Annotated in this window: 14 protein-coding genes; 9 read left to right on the forward strand and 5 right to left on the reverse strand. The window is 55.2% G+C overall.

Annotation, left to right across the window (positions count from 1 at the left end; genetic code table 11):
• Nucleotides 1-53: 53 nt before the first annotated feature.
• From AC6I8K_RS07860 to AC6I8K_RS07870, 3 genes are read left to right on the forward strand one after another with little or no spacing between them, the layout of a single operon-like run.
• A complete protein-coding gene (locus tag AC6I8K_RS07860; RefSeq protein WP_064740952.1) occupies nt 54-569 on the forward strand; it encodes a P-loop nucleotide/nucleoside kinase family protein in 516 nt (171 codons plus the stop codon).
• A gap of 3 nt (nt 570-572) precedes the next feature.
• Nucleotides 573-1631, forward strand: coding sequence for an NAD(P)H-dependent flavin oxidoreductase (locus AC6I8K_RS07865; RefSeq protein WP_483817880.1), 1059 nt, complete (start codon nt 573-575; stop codon nt 1629-1631).
• A gap of 49 nt (nt 1632-1680) precedes the next feature.
• Nucleotides 1681-2106 carry a thiol-disulfide oxidoreductase DCC family protein gene (locus AC6I8K_RS07870; protein WP_064740953.1) on the forward strand — a complete coding sequence of 142 codons (426 nt, stop codon included), beginning with the start codon at nt 1681-1683 and terminating at the stop codon, nt 2104-2106.
• 16 nt (nt 2107-2122) lie between these two features.
• Here the strand turns inward: AC6I8K_RS07870 and AC6I8K_RS07875 are convergent, their stop codons facing one another.
• Entirely contained in the window at nt 2123-3049 is a 927-nt protein-coding gene (locus AC6I8K_RS07875) for a LysR family transcriptional regulator (protein ID WP_483817219.1), read from the reverse strand.
• Nucleotides 3050-3144: 95 nt separating this feature from the next.
• On the opposite strand from AC6I8K_RS07875, the gene AC6I8K_RS07880 reads away from it, so the two are divergent.
• The gene (locus AC6I8K_RS07880) at nt 3145-3633 is read left to right on the forward strand and encodes a GNAT family N-acetyltransferase (RefSeq protein ID WP_064740955.1); all 489 of its coding nucleotides are present in this window, start codon (nt 3145-3147) and stop codon (nt 3631-3633) included.
• A 168-nt stretch (nt 3634-3801) separates the two neighbouring features.
• Here the strand turns inward: AC6I8K_RS07880 and AC6I8K_RS07885 are convergent, their stop codons facing one another.
• The 4 genes from AC6I8K_RS07885 to AC6I8K_RS07900 are packed head-to-tail and all read right to left on the reverse strand — an operon-like array spanning nt 3802 to nt 8575.
• Nucleotides 3802-4623 carry an alpha/beta fold hydrolase gene (locus AC6I8K_RS07885; RefSeq protein ID WP_483817220.1) on the reverse strand — a complete coding sequence of 274 codons (822 nt, stop codon included), beginning with the start codon at nt 4621-4623 and terminating at the stop codon, nt 3802-3804.
• A gap of 36 nt (nt 4624-4659) precedes the next feature.
• On the reverse strand, nt 4660-6285 hold the full coding sequence (locus AC6I8K_RS07890) for an MFS transporter (protein WP_497826486.1): 1626 nt from the start codon (nt 6283-6285) through the stop codon (nt 4660-4662).
• Nucleotides 6272-6694 carry a DoxX family protein gene (locus tag AC6I8K_RS07895; protein WP_483817221.1) on the reverse strand — a complete coding sequence of 141 codons (423 nt, stop codon included), beginning with the start codon at nt 6692-6694 and terminating at the stop codon, nt 6272-6274. The genes AC6I8K_RS07890 and AC6I8K_RS07895 overlap by 14 nt, the downstream gene beginning before the upstream one ends.
• 3 nt (nt 6695-6697) lie before the next feature.
• A complete protein-coding gene (locus AC6I8K_RS07900; protein WP_064740959.1) occupies nt 6698-8575 on the reverse strand; it encodes an amidohydrolase in 1878 nt (625 codons plus the stop codon).
• Nucleotides 8576-8773: 198 nt separating this feature from the next.
• On the opposite strand from AC6I8K_RS07900, the gene AC6I8K_RS07905 reads away from it, so the two are divergent.
• The 5 genes from AC6I8K_RS07905 to AC6I8K_RS07925 are packed head-to-tail and all read left to right on the forward strand — an operon-like array spanning nt 8774 to nt 16018.
• On the forward strand, nt 8774-9466 hold the full coding sequence (locus tag AC6I8K_RS07905; protein WP_064740960.1) for a hydrolase: 693 nt from the start codon (nt 8774-8776) through the stop codon (nt 9464-9466).
• A 57-nt stretch (nt 9467-9523) separates the two neighbouring features.
• Nucleotides 9524-9775, forward strand: coding sequence for a DUF1427 family protein (locus tag AC6I8K_RS07910; RefSeq protein WP_497826487.1), 252 nt, complete (start codon nt 9524-9526; stop codon nt 9773-9775).
• 2 nt (nt 9776-9777) lie between these two features.
• The gene (locus AC6I8K_RS07915; RefSeq protein WP_064740962.1) at nt 9778-10032 is read left to right on the forward strand and encodes a XapX domain-containing protein; all 255 of its coding nucleotides are present in this window, start codon (nt 9778-9780) and stop codon (nt 10030-10032) included.
• Nucleotides 10033-10073: 41 nt separating this feature from the next.
• Nucleotides 10074-10460, forward strand: a complete 387-nt coding sequence (locus tag AC6I8K_RS07920) for a response regulator (RefSeq protein ID WP_064740963.1) — start codon at nt 10074-10076, stop codon at nt 10458-10460.
• On the forward strand, nt 10457-16018 hold the full coding sequence (locus tag AC6I8K_RS07925; RefSeq protein WP_497826488.1) for an ATP-binding sensor histidine kinase: 5562 nt from the start codon (nt 10457-10459) through the stop codon (nt 16016-16018). The genes AC6I8K_RS07920 and AC6I8K_RS07925 overlap by 4 nt, the downstream gene beginning before the upstream one ends.
• Nucleotides 16019-16038: the final 20 nt, after the last annotated feature.

Genomic DNA, 16038 nt, shown 5'->3' on the forward strand with positions numbered 1-16038 from the left:
CTGTGCAGGAAAATCGCGGCATGGTAAGGCGTCATCTTATCTGGAGCAGTTCTATGCCATCTGCGTGTGCGTCCCCCTCTCGTCCTGTATTACATCTGCTGTGCGGCAAAATTGCCGCTGGAAAATCAACGCTGGCCCATCAGCTGGCGCAGGAAACCGGTGCGGTAATCGTTAGCGAGGATGCGTGGCTGGCCCATCTTTTTGCTGAAGAGATGCAGGATGTGGCGGATTACGTGCGCTGTGCCGGTAAGCTGCGCAATGCGATGACGCCTCATCTCATCTCGCTGTTGCAATGTGGCGTGTCGGTGGTGCTGGATTTCCCCGCCAACACCGTTGGTCAACGTCAGTGGATGAAGGCGGTGATCAACAGCGCCGAGGCTGAACATCAACTGCATTTCCTCGATGTGCCCGATGCGCTTTGCAAAACGCGGCTGCAGGCGCGCAATGCCGCCGGTCAGCACGACTTTGCTGCTACCGATGCGCAGTTTGCGCTGATAAGCAGCTACTTCGTTGCGCCGCAGAGTGAAGAGGGCTTCAATGTGGTAACGCATCGCGAATTAAGCAGGTAAATGATGAACAAAACGTGGTGTCAAACGCTGAATCTCGTCTATCCGATTATTCAGGCGCCGATGGCGGGTGTTTCCACGCCGGAAATGGCGGCGGCGGTCAGTAACAGCGGCGCGCTGGGATCGATCAGCGTGGGCGCCTCAACGCCGCAACAGGCGGCGATCATGATCCGTAAAACCCGCGCCCTGACCGCCGCACCCCTCAACGTTAACGTCTTCTGTCACGCGCCGGTGCAGCGCAATCCACGGTTGGAACAGGCGTGGATTCAACGCTTTCAGCCGGTTTTTGCCCGCTATCAAGCGGCACTGCCTGAGTCGCTGGCGGAGATTTATCACACATTCCTAGATAACGACGCAATGCTGGAAGTGCTACTGGAAACCGCGCCTGCCGTAGTGAGCTTTCATTTTGGTCTGCCGTCCGCCGCGGTGGTGCAGCGCTTGAAACGTCGCGGGATCATTACCCTGGCAAGTGCAACTAACGTTGCGGAAGCACGCACCATTGAAGCCGCAGGCATCGATTGTATTGTGGCGCAGGGCATTGAGGCGGGCGGTCACCGCGGGGTATTCGATCCGGCAGGTGAAGATCAGCGGCTCAGCACCTTTACGCTGGTGCAGGCGATTCGCAAGATGTCGCGCCTGCCCGTCATCGCAGCGGGCGGCATCATGGATGGCGCGGGCATTGCCGCCATGCTCAAGCTGGGTGCGGTCGGTGTGCAGCTGGGAACGGCTTTTATCTTGTGTCCGGAATCAGCCGCCAATGCGGCGTATCGTCAGGCGTTAAAAAGCGAGCAGGCGAACAGGACCGAAATGATCGCAGCCATTTCCGGCCGATCGGCAAGATGTCTAACGAACGATTTCTGCCATCTGGCGCGTCATTTCGCGCAGGAGACCATTCCGCCTTATCCGCTGGCCTATGCGCTGGGCAAGGCGCTGGCAGCCGCAGCCGCAGCCAAAGGTGAACACGGATTTGGCGCGCAGTGGGCCGGACAGGGCGCGGCACTGGCGCGGGATATGCCGGCCGCTGAATTGATTAATACGCTGGTGGCGGAGTGGCAGGCGGCGTAAACGTGAGTCCTGTTTTGCTGGGACACTCTGCGTGGTTAAGGAGCCAGTGATGACAACTCCCCCGTATATCAATCCCGGAGAACAGGTCGTGTTGTACGACGGCGTATGCAAATTGTGCAACGCGTGGGTAGTTTTTTTACTTCGTCACCGTATTCCGCGCCATATACGTTTTGCGGCGGTTCAGAGTGAGCAGGGGAAGGCGCTATTACGTTTTGCCGGTCTGCCGGATGACAATATCCGTAGCATTGTGTTGATGAAAGACCATGACCATTGGCTGCGCGCGCAGGCGATATTTCGCATCATGCAATGTATGCCGTGGCCGTGGCGAATCCTGGCGGTATTGCAGTTTATGCCTGACGTTATCAGCAATTATTGTTACGACCGCATTGCCTTAAATCGCTATCGTCTTTTTGGCCGTTACGACAATCATTACAAGATTGAATCCGATTATAACGGCCGATTTTTAGACCAGTAAAACAGGGTCCGCAGTATTACTCCTCAAAGCGGTACTCTGCCTCGTTCATCGTGCTGGCCATCATGGATTTAATCCATTCGGTCGGTTCTCGTTTACCGCTTCGTTTGTGTGAATATATTTTCACCGTGAACCTGGGTGCTGGAAACGGCAGCCTGAACGTTTTCACCCCTGCGGCCTGTTTAATTTTGCCGGCCACGAATGAGGGGATCGCCATCAGAAGTTCGCTTTCTGCGACAATAAACGGCGCGCTAAGCATTGATGGTGTTCTCATGGTAATGCGACGTTTAAAACCTATCTGTTCAAGATGGGGATCCAGTAATCCCTGTTTTTCATTCCACGGCGTAACGACCAGATGCCCAGCAGCAAGATACTCCTCCAGGCTCAGACTGGAACGTTGCACATTGCTAACCACAATAAATTCATCACTGAATAAATCGGTCTCTTCCAGATCGGGATGATGCATGCCGTCCGGCTCGCTAAAACTTAGCGCCATATCGATTTCACCGGCGAGTAATTCAATCAGTGCCGGATTATGCGGTAAATGGCAGAGTTCAAAACTCAGGTTGGGTGCCGTCGTTGTCAGCGCATGCATCAGCCCCGGAAATACACAAAAAGCGGTGTAATCCGTTACCGCAATTCTAAAACAGACATCACTGGTTAGGGGATTAAAAGGCTGCACCGGGCTGAGATGCCGATTTAGCCCGGTTAGCGTTTCGGCAATATAGGGCGCCAGCTGACAGGCATAGACGCTGGGACACATTTTGTGGCCCTCGCGATAAAACAGAGGATCGTTAAAAAATTCACGTAATCGGGAGAGCGCGTGGCTTAGCGCAGAGGTACTCAAACTGAGTTCAATCGCGGCCAGCCTGACCGAGCGATGTCTGAAAACTGCGTCGAAAACGGGGAGGAGATTCAAGTCCAGTCGACGCAGAACATGATGCATGAAATTCACCTATCATTGATTTTATTGCACTTATTTCATCGAACAATACCCATTATGCTGGGTAGCATCAATATGATTAAGTCAGAAAATAATGAATGAAGATAACGATTCGGCCAGCCAATCCTGAAGACGCGGACGCCATCTACGGCATGATTGCTGAGTTGTCGGTTTATGAGCATGGATTGCAGCAGTCATCAGCTACCGCTGAAGAGATCAGAAAGATGCTATTCACTCCCGAAAGTAATAGTGAAGCGTTGATGTGTGAGATTGATGGCTCAACCGCCGGTTATGCCGTGATTACCAGTAGCTACTCGGCATGGCTCGGGCGTCGCGGACTCTATTTGGAAGATTTGTACTTCTCGCCCAATTTTCGCGGACTGGGCGCAGGTAAAGCGCTGCTGCAGTATGTCGCGCAGCACGCGGTTAATCACCAGTGCAATCGTATTGAGTGGAGCGCGTTAGATTGGGATCAGTCGGCCAGAGAGTTCTATCTCAGTATTGATGCGCTGCCCTTAAATGAGTGGGTTCGTTATCGACTCGACGGGGCGGCATTAGAAAAATTCGCCGCCACCGCGCTGCAATAGGTATTCAGTCACACTGAGCTAAGAGGTGAAAACGTAACTTGCCGAGCGCACGACTTGTAGCGGCGCAATGCATTGTGCGATAAATCGCGCCGCTACGGCGTGGGGTAATTTTAAGCCGTGCTTAACGGATTGGCATTCGGTCAAACCGGCCGATCAAGGTCATTCCCGTTACAGTGACTGCAGAAACGCCAGCAAATCCGCATTCAACTGATCGGTATGCGTCACCGCAAAGCCGTGAGGGGCATTGTCATACACTTTCAGCTGCGCCCCGGCGATCATTTCGGCGGCAACTTTCCCGGTGGTTTCGAATGGCACGATCTGGTCGTTGCTGCCGTGAATCACCAGCGTAGGAACGTCGATTTTCGCCATGTCTGGACGGAAATCTGTCTCAGAGAAGGCGGTAACACAATCAATGGTGCCTTTCAGCGAGGCCAGCAGGGCAATATTCAATGTCTGCGTTAGCGCGCCTTGTGAAACCGTTTGACCGGCGTTGGTGCCGTAGAACGGCGTCGCAAAATCACTGATGAACTGCGCACGATCTTTTCGTAAGCCCTGACGAATGCCCTCAAACACCGATAAATCGACGCCTGCTGGATAATCGGCGGCTTTGCCGAAAATCGGTGTCACCGCACCTAACAGCACTAAACTGTCCACGCGGGCGGTACCGTAATTGTTGATGTAGCGCGCGACATCGCCACCGCCCATCGAGAAACCGACCAGCGTCACGTTTTGCAGATCCAGATGGGTGATCAGGTCATTGATATCAGAGGCAAAGGTGTCGTAGTTGTAGCCTTCCCACGGTTGATCGGAACGACCAAAGCCACGGCGATCGAAAGCGATTACGCGGTAGCCTTTCTCCGCCAGGAAATTAAGCTGGCTGTCCCACATATCCCCATCGAGCGGCCAACCGTGACTGAACAGCACTGGCTTGCCGGTGCCCCAATCTTTGAAATAGATGGCTGTACCATCTTGCGTCTTAAATGTGCTCATGTTTGTGCCTTATTGATGTTGATTGATGAGAGCGCCTTATTCAGGCGCCACGAGATAACGTACTGCCGGAAGGTCTGTGCCCTGATGGAAACCCAGCACCCGGTTCTGAATCTTTTGATCGTTCATGGTGTAACGCTCGCGCTGCCGCAAATGTTCCATCCATGAGCCGACGACAAAGGTCTCGACAAAAATGCCGGGCTGCAGCATGTCTTCATACAGAGACCAATTGAGCGCGCCGCCCCGCCGTCTGACACGACGCATATCCTGCATGCAGACCGCAAAAGCATGCGCATCGCTACGGTCGATTTGATAGTGATAGCTGACCATTACCGGCCCGCGATCGTGGCGAATCTGCAGCTCGGGCAACGGATCGTTAACCGTACTGAGATCGAGGTTCAGATCCGGATCTTGATCGAGCCGCCAGCGCAGCACCGTCAGGCTGGCCAGCAGCATGCCGACGGTGGCGACAGACAGTGAGAAGGGAATGCTGAATGTTGATGCCAGTTGTCCCCACAGGGCGCTGCCTAACGTCATCGAGCCAAAAAACACGGTCAGATAGACCGCCAGCGCACGGGCTTTCACCCATTTGGCGGCGCTGCGTTGCGCACCAAGGTTGAGCGTGGAGAGCACGGCGATCCATGCAAAGCCGGTAAAGAACTCAAACGCATTGAGCAGCCAGACGTGACGAATAAACGCCAGCGCCAGCATAGTGGCAGCAAACATGATGCTGGCGAGCACCATCAATTGATCCGGATTAAAGCGTTTGCGCAGGCGCGGCAACAGCAGTGCGCCGCAAATTGCGCCCATGCCGATGCAACCCAACATAATGCCGTAGCCGCCCGGCCCGAGCCCCAGTTCACGTCGAGCCACCAGCGGCAATAATGCCCAGCCAGCACTGCCAAACACAAAGAAGGCGATGGTACGCGCCAGCACATTGCGCAGTACCGGCGCGGCATGAACATAACGTACGCCCGCGCGTACCGCCGGGAAGAAGTGTTCCGGTGGTAGGCGCTGCACACTGGGCTGCGCTTTCCAAACGTAAAGCACGATAAAGACACCCAGTACCGATAATGCATTGAGCAGAAACACCATCCACGGACCAGCAAATGACAGGATCAAGCCACCGAGCGCCGGGCCGATAGCGCGACTGATATTGATACCGAGTGAGTTGAGCGCAATCGCGGGGCCGAGTTCTTCCTTGCTGACCAAATCCGGCACGATGGCCTGAAAAGGTGGCGAGCTCATCGCCGCGCCGGTGCTGAGCAGGAAAGCGGCAATCAACAGCACCAGCGGTGTGACCAGCCCCGCAAAGGAAAGGCATGTCAGGCCTGCTGCGGCAATGAATACCCAAATCTGTGAGAACAGCAGATATTTACGGCGATCAACGATATCCGCCATCACGCCAGACGGCAGCGCAAACAGAAACATCGGTAAGCTGCTGGCGGCTTGCACCAGCGCCACCGAGAGCGGGTCGGCGCTCAGAGTCAGCATGGTCCAGTTGATGCCTACGTCGTTCATCCATGAACCGACATTGGACACCACGGTGGCAATCCACAGCATACGGAATACTCGCTGACGCAGCGGCTGCCACGGTGAAACCGTCAGCGGTACGGCTGGTAAATCCGCCTCAGGCGTGTCATGAACATCATTAACCTGCGCCACGTGCCACCTCCGATGATCCCGCGCTGAAAAGGCGCCAGCGTCCCGCGCCGGTGAGCGCCAGCGTCGTGAAAATGATCAGCAGCAGCCAGCCAAACTGGCCTTCCGCTATGCTCCAGTCGGGATGGACAAACACCATCGCCACCAGTAACACACCGATGATGGGCAGACAGGCCAGTCGGGTAAAGACGCCGAGCAGGATAAACAGCGGACAGACCACTTCAGCAAATATCGCCGGCAGTAGACTCATGTAAGGACCCAGGCCAAACGGATCCTCAATACGCGTCAGTTCTTCGCTGAAATGAAACACTTTCGGCAGGCCATGCACGTGAAGCAGTAGCAGGCAGCCGGTAAGCCGCAGGAAGAACAGCCCCGCATCAATGCGAGGCGGCTGAGAGAGTGAATTTTTCATGGTTTAGAAGGCGAAGCAGCTGCAGCCGAGCGCGCCCCAGAAGGCGTTCTCTTCCGAAACCGGCAGGTTAGCACCGCGCGCAATTTCGTGAGAATGGGAATGCACGCCGCACGGGCCGCTGCAGTGATGCGCGTGTTGCATCATGCCGACACGGGTATTTGCAGCGGGCGGCGCACTGCGATAGTGGCCGGGAACCTTGACCACGGGCGACCATTCCGGCAGCACTGGAATCGATGGCGGCGCTTCTGAACTGAACGATCCTGCGGCATACACGATGTTACCGTCGACAATGGTCAACACGGACTCAATGCCTTTAATCTCCTCTTCGGGCACGCTGAAGTAGTCTTTGCTCAGTACCACCATGTCGGCCAGCTGACCGATTTTAATCTGGCCTTTTTTGCCTTGCTCGCTGGAGAACCAGGCGCTGCCTTGCGTCCACAACATCAGCGCCGTATCACGATCGAGGCGGGCGTTAACGTCGTACATCTGCATGCCGCCCACGGTTCGTCCGGAAACCAGCCAGTAAAGTGCGGTCCACGGGTTATAACTGGCCACGCGGGTCGCATCGGTTCCCAAACCTACCGGCACGCCGGTCTCCAGCATGCGCGCCACCGGCGGCGTGTGGCGGGTCGCCTCAATGCCATAACGCTCGGCAAAGTATTCGCCCTGGAAAGCCATGCGATGCTGTACGGCAATGCCACCGCCCAGCTCTTTGATACGGTCAAGGTTACGCTGCGTCACAGTTTCGGCGTGGTCGAAGAACCAATGCAGACCGTTGAACGGAATGTCGCGGTTCACTTTTTCAAACACATCCAGCATGCGGCTGATCGATTCATCGTAAGTGGCATGCAGGCGGAACGGCCAGCGGTGCTCCACCAGATGACGCACCACGCGCTCCAGCTCATCTTCCATGCCTGGCGCCAGATCCGGACGCGGTTCGAGGAAATCTTCAAAATCGGCGGCGGAAAATACCAGCATTTCACCGGCGCCGTTGTGGCGGAAGTAGTCGCTGCCCTGGCCCGGCGTCAGCATATCAGTCCATTTTTCGAAATCTTCCAGCTCGTGGCCCGGACGCTGGGTAAACAGGTTGTAGGCGATACGCAGCGTCATCTGCTTCTTCTCATGCAGCTCAGCAATGACTTCGTAATCTTCGGGATAGTTCTGGAAGCCGCCGCCGGCATCAATCGCGCTGGTCAGGCCCAGACGGTTTAGCTCGCGCATAAACTGGCGTGTGGAGTTCACCTGCTGCTCCAGCGGCAGTTTCGGCCCTTTCGCCAGTGTGGCGTAGAGGATCATGGCATTCGGGCGCGCAATCAGCATGCCGGTTGGGTTGCCATTGCTGTCACGCTGGATCTCGCCGCCCGGTGGATTTGGCGTGTCTTTGGTGTAACCCACCACCTTTAACGCGGCGCGGTTGAGCAGGGCGCGATCGTACAGATGCAGGATGAATACTGGCGTATCGGGCGCCGCTTCATTGATCTCATCCAGCGTAGGCATGCGACGCTCGGCGAATTGAAACTCGGTCCAGCCGCCCACTACGCGCACCCACTGTGGCGACGGCGTGCGCAGCGCCTGTTCTCTCAGCATGCGCAGGGCATCCGCGATGGAGGGCACGCCTTCCCAGCGCAATTCGAGGTTGTAATTCAGGCCGCCGCGGATCAGGTGAAGGTGCGAGTCGTTCAAGCCGGGCACGGCAGTATGGCCTTTAAGGTCAATCACTTTGGTGCCTTCACAGTGATGCTGCATCACCTCGGCCAGAGTGCCTACTTCGAGAAATTTACCCTCGCGCATCGCCACGGCTTCGGCAATCGGATTGCCGCGATCGACGGTATGAAACCGGCCATTGGTCAAAATGATGTCTGCTTTACCTAACGTAACCATAAAACCTCCTGAATGAGATGTCCTGCCGATTTCGCAGGTTAACTGCGTGTTAGGGATTATGTTCAGGGGCGCGGGAAAGCGTCTAGTTATACAAAAGGATAGGTATACCTCCGTATAGTTATACCTATAGATAATAGTTTGCCTGCCCGAAGGTTCTTACACTGCGTCCAGACATTCACCTCAATGGAACAAAACATCATGACGACGAGCAAACTTGAAGTACTGACGCCGCAAAACTGCCAGATCATTTTTATCGACCAGCAGCCACAAATGGCCTTTGGCGTGCAGTCAATCGACCGCCAGGTCCTGAAAAATAACGTGGTAGCGCTGGCTAAAGCCGCTAAAGTTTTCAACATTCCTACCGTGCTGACCACCGTTGAGACCGAGAGCTTCTCAGGTAACACGTTCCCGGAGCTGCTGGATGTGTTCCCAGGTCAGGACATTCTCGAGCGTACCTCCATGAACTCGTGGGACGACCAGAAAGTGCGTGATGCGCTGGCAGCCAACGGTAAAAAGAAAATTGTGGTTTCGGGTCTGTGGACCGAAGTGTGTAACAACACTTTCGCGCTGTGCGCCATGCTGGAAGGCGATTACGAAATCTATATGGTGGCGGACGCTTCAGGCGGCACCACCAAAGAAGCCCACGACTATGCCATGCAGCGCATGATTCAGGCTGGCGTGATTCCCGTCACCTGGCAGCAGGTGATGCTGGAGTGGCAGCGCGACTGGGCGCACAAAGAGACCTATAACGCCGTGATGGATATCGCTAAAGAGCACTCAGGTGCCTACGGCATTGGTGTTGATTACGCTTACACCATGGTGCACAAAGCGCCTTCGCGTCAGAAGAGTGAGCATCGCACTCTGGCTCCGGTTGCCGCGCCAGTTCGCTAATTCGTCCTCCAGGCGAGCGCGTTTTGGGCTCGCCTGCCTCTTTTGCAAGGAGGGCCTGTGAGTCCTTTACTCGTTTCTCTGGCTGCGGGCGTGTTTATCGGCCTGATTTACGCCTTACTCAACGTGCGATCGCCGGCTCCGCCCGCCGTGGCGCTAGTAGGATTGTTGGGCATGATTATTGGCAGTTCGCTGGGCGGCAAACTGACGCATCCAACGGCCTCCGCCGCGCTGCACCCTAATACTCAGCGCTTGATTGCCGCCGAGCAGCCGTCACTACCCGCCACGCTAACCCCTAAACAGGCGGGATAACGATGCTAAAAACCTATGCGATTTCCCTCGCCGTCGGCATTTTAGTCGGCATCATTTATGCCGTCATGGACGTCAATTCCCCGGCTCCGCCGGTGATTGCGCTGCTGGGACTGTTTGGTATGCTGGTCGGCGAACAGATTATCCCGCTGTGCAAACGCCTGATTAACCGTCAACCGGTGACGCTGGCCTGGTTCCGTCACGAATGTGTCCCAAAAATCAGTGGCACGCCGCCACCCTCCGGTGACAAAACCCCCTAAGGACGCACCGCAGGGAGTGAATAATAATTAAGGAAAACAGCATGCAGCTGTCGCAGCGCATTGTCGTTGTTGATGATGAACGAACTGTTCGCAGTGGTCTGACCAATCTGCTGCAGTCGGAAGGTTACGCAACGCAGGCGTTTGAGTCGGCTGAGGCTTTATTAGCGGACGAAATGGCGCTGAAAGATGCTGCGCTGTTCATTATTGATGTTGAGCTCAAAGGCATGTCGGGTTTTGAATTGTTTCGCGAGCTGGTAAAACATCTTAAGAATCCTCCCGGCATCATCATCTCCGGCAACGGTGATGAAAATATGCTCTGGTATGCCATCAACTTAGGCGCGATAACCTTTATGCGAAAGCCCATTGATATCGACCTGCTGTTTGAACATATCCGCCAGGCGTTGCCCTCCCAGGCTGCGCGCCAATGAGCACGCTTTTCCTGTCGTTAAATATTTCGGATGACGCGGGGCTGGTACTCAGCGACGACATTGTTTTCACGCCTCTTGCTCAGGAAGGGCAGGTTGAATGGCTCGAATGCCGACATCTTATTTCCGATGAGTGCTTCATTCTGGCCACGGCTGCGGCAGAAGAGGCCGATTTTCAGGTTACTCAGTTGCTGAAAAATGAGTACGCGCTGCGCAGCTCATTAGCGGAAGGTTGGGCGCTAAAACCCCTCAGACACACGCTATATCATGGGCGCTACGCCCTGATTTACCGCGCTTTCAGCTACCGAACGCTGGCTGATTATCTGCGCCTGCCTGCGGGTAAAATTCACAAATTCACCCGTTGCGCCGTCCTGCTGTGCAACGCACTCAGTAAGCTGCATCAGCAAGGCGTGGTCCACGGCGACATCAAACCGGCTAATTTTTTCTTCACCGACCAAGGTGACGTGCTCCTCGGTGGCTTTGGCCTGGCGTTTAAGGAAACCGATTCACAGCAGCCGCTGCGTGCATCGATTACCGGTGGAACGCTGGCCTACATGTCGCCCGAACATACCTCGCGCACCGCGCACGCTGTCAGCCGGGTGAGCGATCTCTACAGCCTCGGCATCGTGCTCTATGAGCTGCTGACCGGCAGATTGCCCTATGGCAGCGCCGATGGCGGCGTGGCTGAATGGGTGCATCATCACATTGCTTCCGAAGCGCTGCCGCCCCATTTGCTGCGCAAAGATGTGCCTCTGGTGCTCTCATCGATTATTTTACGGCTGCTGACTAAATCACCCGAACACCGTTATCAAACGATCGAAGGCGTGCTGGCCGATCTCCGGCGCTGTGAGTCAAATTTGATGCCTGACGGTTTAGTGGAATCCTTCGTGCTAGGATTACAGGATATGCCGACGTCGACACTGTTATCCGACGTACTGTATAGCGATCATGCTCAGGCCAGTGAGATGCTGGCGGCTTTTGATGAGGTGAGCAGCAGCGGTAAACACTGCATGGTGGCGATCGGTGGCGTGCCCGGTTCAGGAAAATCGTCCCTGATTGCCTCGGCGCTAAAAATTCTGCGGGATAAAAATGCGCTGCTAACGGTGACCAAAGCCGATCAGCACTCACCCATTTTGCCTTACGCGGTTTTTACCTCGGCGTTCCGGTCGCTGACGCTGCATCTGCTCGGGCTGCCAGCCGACGAGTTGACGCGCTGGAAAATACATATTGCGCGCCAACTGGGTAATTATGCCGGACTGGCGGTCAATCTGGTGCCCGAGTTGGGCATCTTGCTCAACCAGAAAGCCACGGTACAGGCGGATGCGCGTTCGCTGGACGCACGCAATCGTCTGAACCTGGTGGCATGCAGCCTGGTGAAAGCCTTTACGGTGCCGGGGCGACCGCTGATCCTGCTGATTGATGATGTGCATTGGGCCGATCAGGCGACCTTGCAGCTGCTGCAGAATCTGCTGCGTTCCAGCGAAGATATTCCCTTATTGCTGGTGATTTCTCACCGCGATCGCGCCTCGTTGCCGTGTCCGACGATCTCAGCCAGTCTTGATCGTATTCGTGCGGCGGCCACCCGCATTGTGGATGTGACGCCCGAGCCGCTGTCGGTGAAAAATATTGCCAGCTGGCTGGCCGGGCTTTTTCACACGCGTAGCGCGGAGACGGCAGAGCTTGCGCAAATTATTCATGAAAAAACCGCCGGTAATCCGCTCGCCACGCGAGAATTTTATCGCCAGGCGGTGCGCGATAATCACATCACGCACGTTGCATCGCATAAATGGCGCTATAACCCGCAGGCGTTGAAACACAGCCATTACACCGCTAACGTTGCCGCCAGCGTGCTGCAACAGCTGCAATTGCTGCCTCTTCCGGTGGGCCAGCTGTTAGGCCGACTGGCCTGCATCGGCAGTACGGGCGATCTGCAGATATTGGGCGGCATTCTGGGCACACCCGTGACTGCCATTCACTCCACGTTATTACCCGCCGTTGACGCCCGGCTTGTCTCGCTGATAGAGAACACCTACACCTTTATGCATCACAGCATGCATGAGGCCGCGTTGACGTTGCTCTCGCCTGAAGTAAAAGATGATTTTCACTACGCCGCCGCCGGCTATTACCTGCAGGCATCCCGCGAGGATAGCGCGCATACGCTACTGTTTAGTGCCGCACACCACACCATCACACTGAAAAACCGCACACTTTTGATGCCGGAAGCCGCTGCATTCTGTCAGCTGTTATTGAATGCGACCCGACGAGCGAAAATTATGGGGGATTACGCGTCTGCGCTGCGTTTCTTGCAAACCGCCCGATTGCTCAACGCCCTCTCAGCCGAGGAGGAGAGTGGCGTATTTTTGTTTGAGCAAGCGGAGTGTGAATTTTTAAACGGCAATTTATCGGGCGCGTTAGCGTTGAGTTCAGAGATTCTCGCCACACCCGGTGCGGTAACAGATAAAGCCGAAGCGGCCACGCTGATTGCTGAAATTCATATGCGGCAGTCTGACAGCCAACTGGCATTGGAAACCGCCTTAGCCTGGCTGGCGGTTTTTGGCATTCATTTAAACCGCTCTCCGGATAAAGCTGAGTGCGATGCCGCCAGGCTGCTGCTGAAAGAGGATGTAGGGAAAAATCCTTACACGCGCTTTCGTTCACTGCCGCGGTTGAACTGCCACAAAACCGAAGCCGTCATGAACCTGATGGCCAGTGCCAGTACTTTCGCGGCCTTTATCAGCCCAAGGCTACAGTTCATTATCCTGTGCAGACTTCTGCACCTGACGATGGACAAAGGCATCAGCGGTGCATCCACGCTGGCACTGGCGTGGTACGGCGTGGTGTGTGGCGATCAGTACGACGAATACAGCCGCGGATTTGCCAGTGCGCTGCTGGCCCGTGAGCTGGTGTATAAACACGACTTCGTCAGCTACAAAGCGCGTACGTTAATGCCGCTGGATCAGGTCAGCGTGTGGACCATGCCGCTGAGTTACGCCATTGAGTGCGCTAAAACCACCTTTGACGTCGCGGTGGATATCGGCGATCGCACATCGGCATGTTTGGCGCTGCGACATCTCACGATGAATTGCCTGGCGCGCGGTGACCATCTTGATGGGGTGCATACGTCGATCATGCGCGGCATGGTTTATGTACGCAAAGCGCAATATCGCGATGTGGAAGTGATTCTCGGTATGCAGTTGGATTACGTGATGTTCTTACGTAAACCTACCGGCGAGACGTTGTCCGGCGATGATTTCAGGGTGCCAGCGTTAAACGTGGTTAAACCGGAAAATGCCATTGAACCGCCGTTTTTGATGCAGTTTTGGGCGCGGTTGTATAAAGGCATGGCCCATTTTTTTGCCGGTGAATATGCCGCTGCCCACGGCCAGTTCGCTGATGCTGCACCGCTGACTGACGTTATTCCCGGTCATGTGCATATGCTGGATTTTCATCTGTATAGCGCGCTGTCACTCACGATACCGCGGCAACCGAATGAGGTTGATGACAGTCAGTGGCAACAACTGCAACGCCATCTTGAAAGGATCATTACCTGGTCATCGGAGAATCCTGGCACCTTTGCCGATAAAGCGGCGCTGCTGCGTGCCGAATTGCTCAGGCTGGAAGATAAGAGTGGATCGGCGCTTGAGCACTATGAAAACGCCATCGAACTGTCGCGCAAAGGTCAGTTCCATCATATCAATGCTCTGGCGTGTGAGCTTGCTGCGCGCTGTGCCAGTGATCGGGGCATGGCATTCGCCGCCGATGGCTATATTAAGGGCGCTCTGGTTGCATGGGATCGCTGGGGCGCGGGGGCAAAAGTTCGTCAACTTGAAATGCACTATCCCCATCTGGCGACACAACATCCACAAACCGCATTAAACACCGTGACGTTTGAGCAAAGCGCGGCGATCAGCGACGTGCAGAGCATGGTGACCGCCATGCGCGCGTTAACCGAAGAAATCAATCTTGATCGGCTGATCCATATTTTGATGATGATGCTGGTGGAGCGCGCCGGGGCTCAGCACTGTATTTTGATTCGTCTCATTGACGGCAATGTACCTGAAATACAGGCCAGAGCGTCCTCCACGGTGGAAGGTGTCAGAGTTAAGATCGTGAAGGAATTGCCGGTTGCGACCGATCTGCCGCTGTCAATTCTCTCGGCGGTGATCCGCACCGGACAGGAAATCCGTACTGGAAGACCGGAAGTGTTCAGTCCATTTAGTCAGGATAACTATCTGGTTGCCTCCGGTGCGGCGGTGATGTGTGTGCCGATGTTCCGTCAGGCACAAATGGTGGGGGTGCTCTATCTGGAAAACCGGCTGATGCCGGAGGTCTTCACCGCTGAGCACTCAAGAATTGTGTCGATGTTAGGGGCGCAGGCCGCGGTTTCACTGGAAACCGCACGGCTGTATGCCGAGCTGGTGGAAGAGAACATCCAGCGGCGGAAAATTGAAAAACAGCTGCGCGCCAGCCAGACATCGCTGATGCTCGGTGAAAAAATCAGTAATACCGGAACCTGGCACTGGCATCTGGCGCCGGATATCCAGCTGATATCGGACGAATATAAACGCATCATGGGGCTGCCGGCTGGGCAGGTAAGCACCTCAATGGCGGAGTTTCAGCGGCGGGTACATCCGGACGATATTCTCTGCCTGAAGGCGCTGATTGAAACCAGCGTGGCGAATGGCGTGAGCATGCAGGCTGAATTCCGCATTATCCGTGATGACGGTGAATGCCGTTATATCAAGGGCATCGGTGAGCCGGTGGAAAACTGGCCGGATGTCGCTGAATATTTCGGTACGCTGACGGATATCACCGCGCAGCGTCAGTCTGAGGATGCCGTCAGGATTGCGCAGGCAGAGCTCGCACGCGTTGCGCGGGCCACCACGGTAGGACAGCTGACGTCTTCTATTGCCCATGAAATCAATCAGCCGCTGATGTCGATTGTGGCGAATGCGGGCGCCAGCCTGCGCTGGTTAAAGCGCGATCCGGTCCAGCTGGATAAGGCCAGCCAGAGCCTTGAAGAAATTATCAACGAAGGGCAGCGGGCCGGCGAAATTATTCGCGGTCTGCAGTCTCTCACGCGTAATAACGTCGCAGAGTATGGACCCGCCAGATTGCATCTGCTGGCACGCGATATTTTAACCTTGTCGCGTCTGGAACTGGAGCGCCGCTCCGTTTCGTTAGAGTTGGATATCAAAGCAGAATGTGATGAGGTCTTTTGCGAGCGCGTACAGATTCAACAGGTGCTGCTTAACCTGGTCATTAATGCCATTGAAGCGATGGCCGATCATCCGGGGACGCGGTTATTGCGACTTTCATCATCCAACCCTGATCCTAAAGTTATTCGTATTGAGGTAGCTGACAACGGCACCGGCTTATCAGCCGAGGTTATTGACAAAATATTTGACTCATTCTATACGACAAAAGCGGAAGGGATGGGAATGGGCCTGACAATCAGTAACGAAATAATTAAACGTCATGGTGGCATACTGAGTGCGGAAAATCGTCCGCAGGGCGGCAGCATATTCTGGTTTACGTTGCCGGTGAATACTGATAAATAGTTTTTCTTCTCCTCCCGCAC

The sequence above is a fragment of the Pantoea sp. X-Soil-ISGK-421 genome, from assembly GCF_059730785.1.

Coding starts and splice junctions, on each gene's coding strand:
- AC6I8K_RS07860 (WP_064740952.1), top strand. CDS start 54: ATGCCATCTGCGTGTGCGTCCCCCTCTCGTCCTGTATTACATCTGCTG.
- AC6I8K_RS07865 (WP_483817880.1), top strand. CDS start 573: ATGAACAAAACGTGGTGTCAAACGCTGAATCTCGTCTATCCGATTATT.
- AC6I8K_RS07870 (WP_064740953.1), top strand. CDS start 1,681: ATGACAACTCCCCCGTATATCAATCCCGGAGAACAGGTCGTGTTGTAC.
- AC6I8K_RS07875 (WP_483817219.1), bottom strand. CDS start 3,049: ATGCATCATGTTCTGCGTCGACTGGACTTGAATCTCCTCCCCGTTTTC.
- AC6I8K_RS07880 (WP_064740955.1), top strand. CDS start 3,145: ATGAAGATAACGATTCGGCCAGCCAATCCTGAAGACGCGGACGCCATC.
- AC6I8K_RS07885 (WP_483817220.1), bottom strand. CDS start 4,623: ATGAGCACATTTAAGACGCAAGATGGTACAGCCATCTATTTCAAAGAT.
- AC6I8K_RS07895 (WP_483817221.1), bottom strand. CDS start 6,694: ATGAAAAATTCACTCTCTCAGCCGCCTCGCATTGATGCGGGGCTGTTC.
- AC6I8K_RS07900 (WP_064740959.1), bottom strand. CDS start 8,575: ATGGTTACGTTAGGTAAAGCAGACATCATTTTGACCAATGGCCGGTTT.
- AC6I8K_RS07905 (WP_064740960.1), top strand. CDS start 8,774: ATGACGACGAGCAAACTTGAAGTACTGACGCCGCAAAACTGCCAGATC.
- AC6I8K_RS07915 (WP_064740962.1), top strand. CDS start 9,778: ATGCTAAAAACCTATGCGATTTCCCTCGCCGTCGGCATTTTAGTCGGC.
- AC6I8K_RS07920 (WP_064740963.1), top strand. CDS start 10,074: ATGCAGCTGTCGCAGCGCATTGTCGTTGTTGATGATGAACGAACTGTT.
- AC6I8K_RS07925 (WP_497826488.1), top strand. CDS start 10,457: ATGAGCACGCTTTTCCTGTCGTTAAATATTTCGGATGACGCGGGGCTG.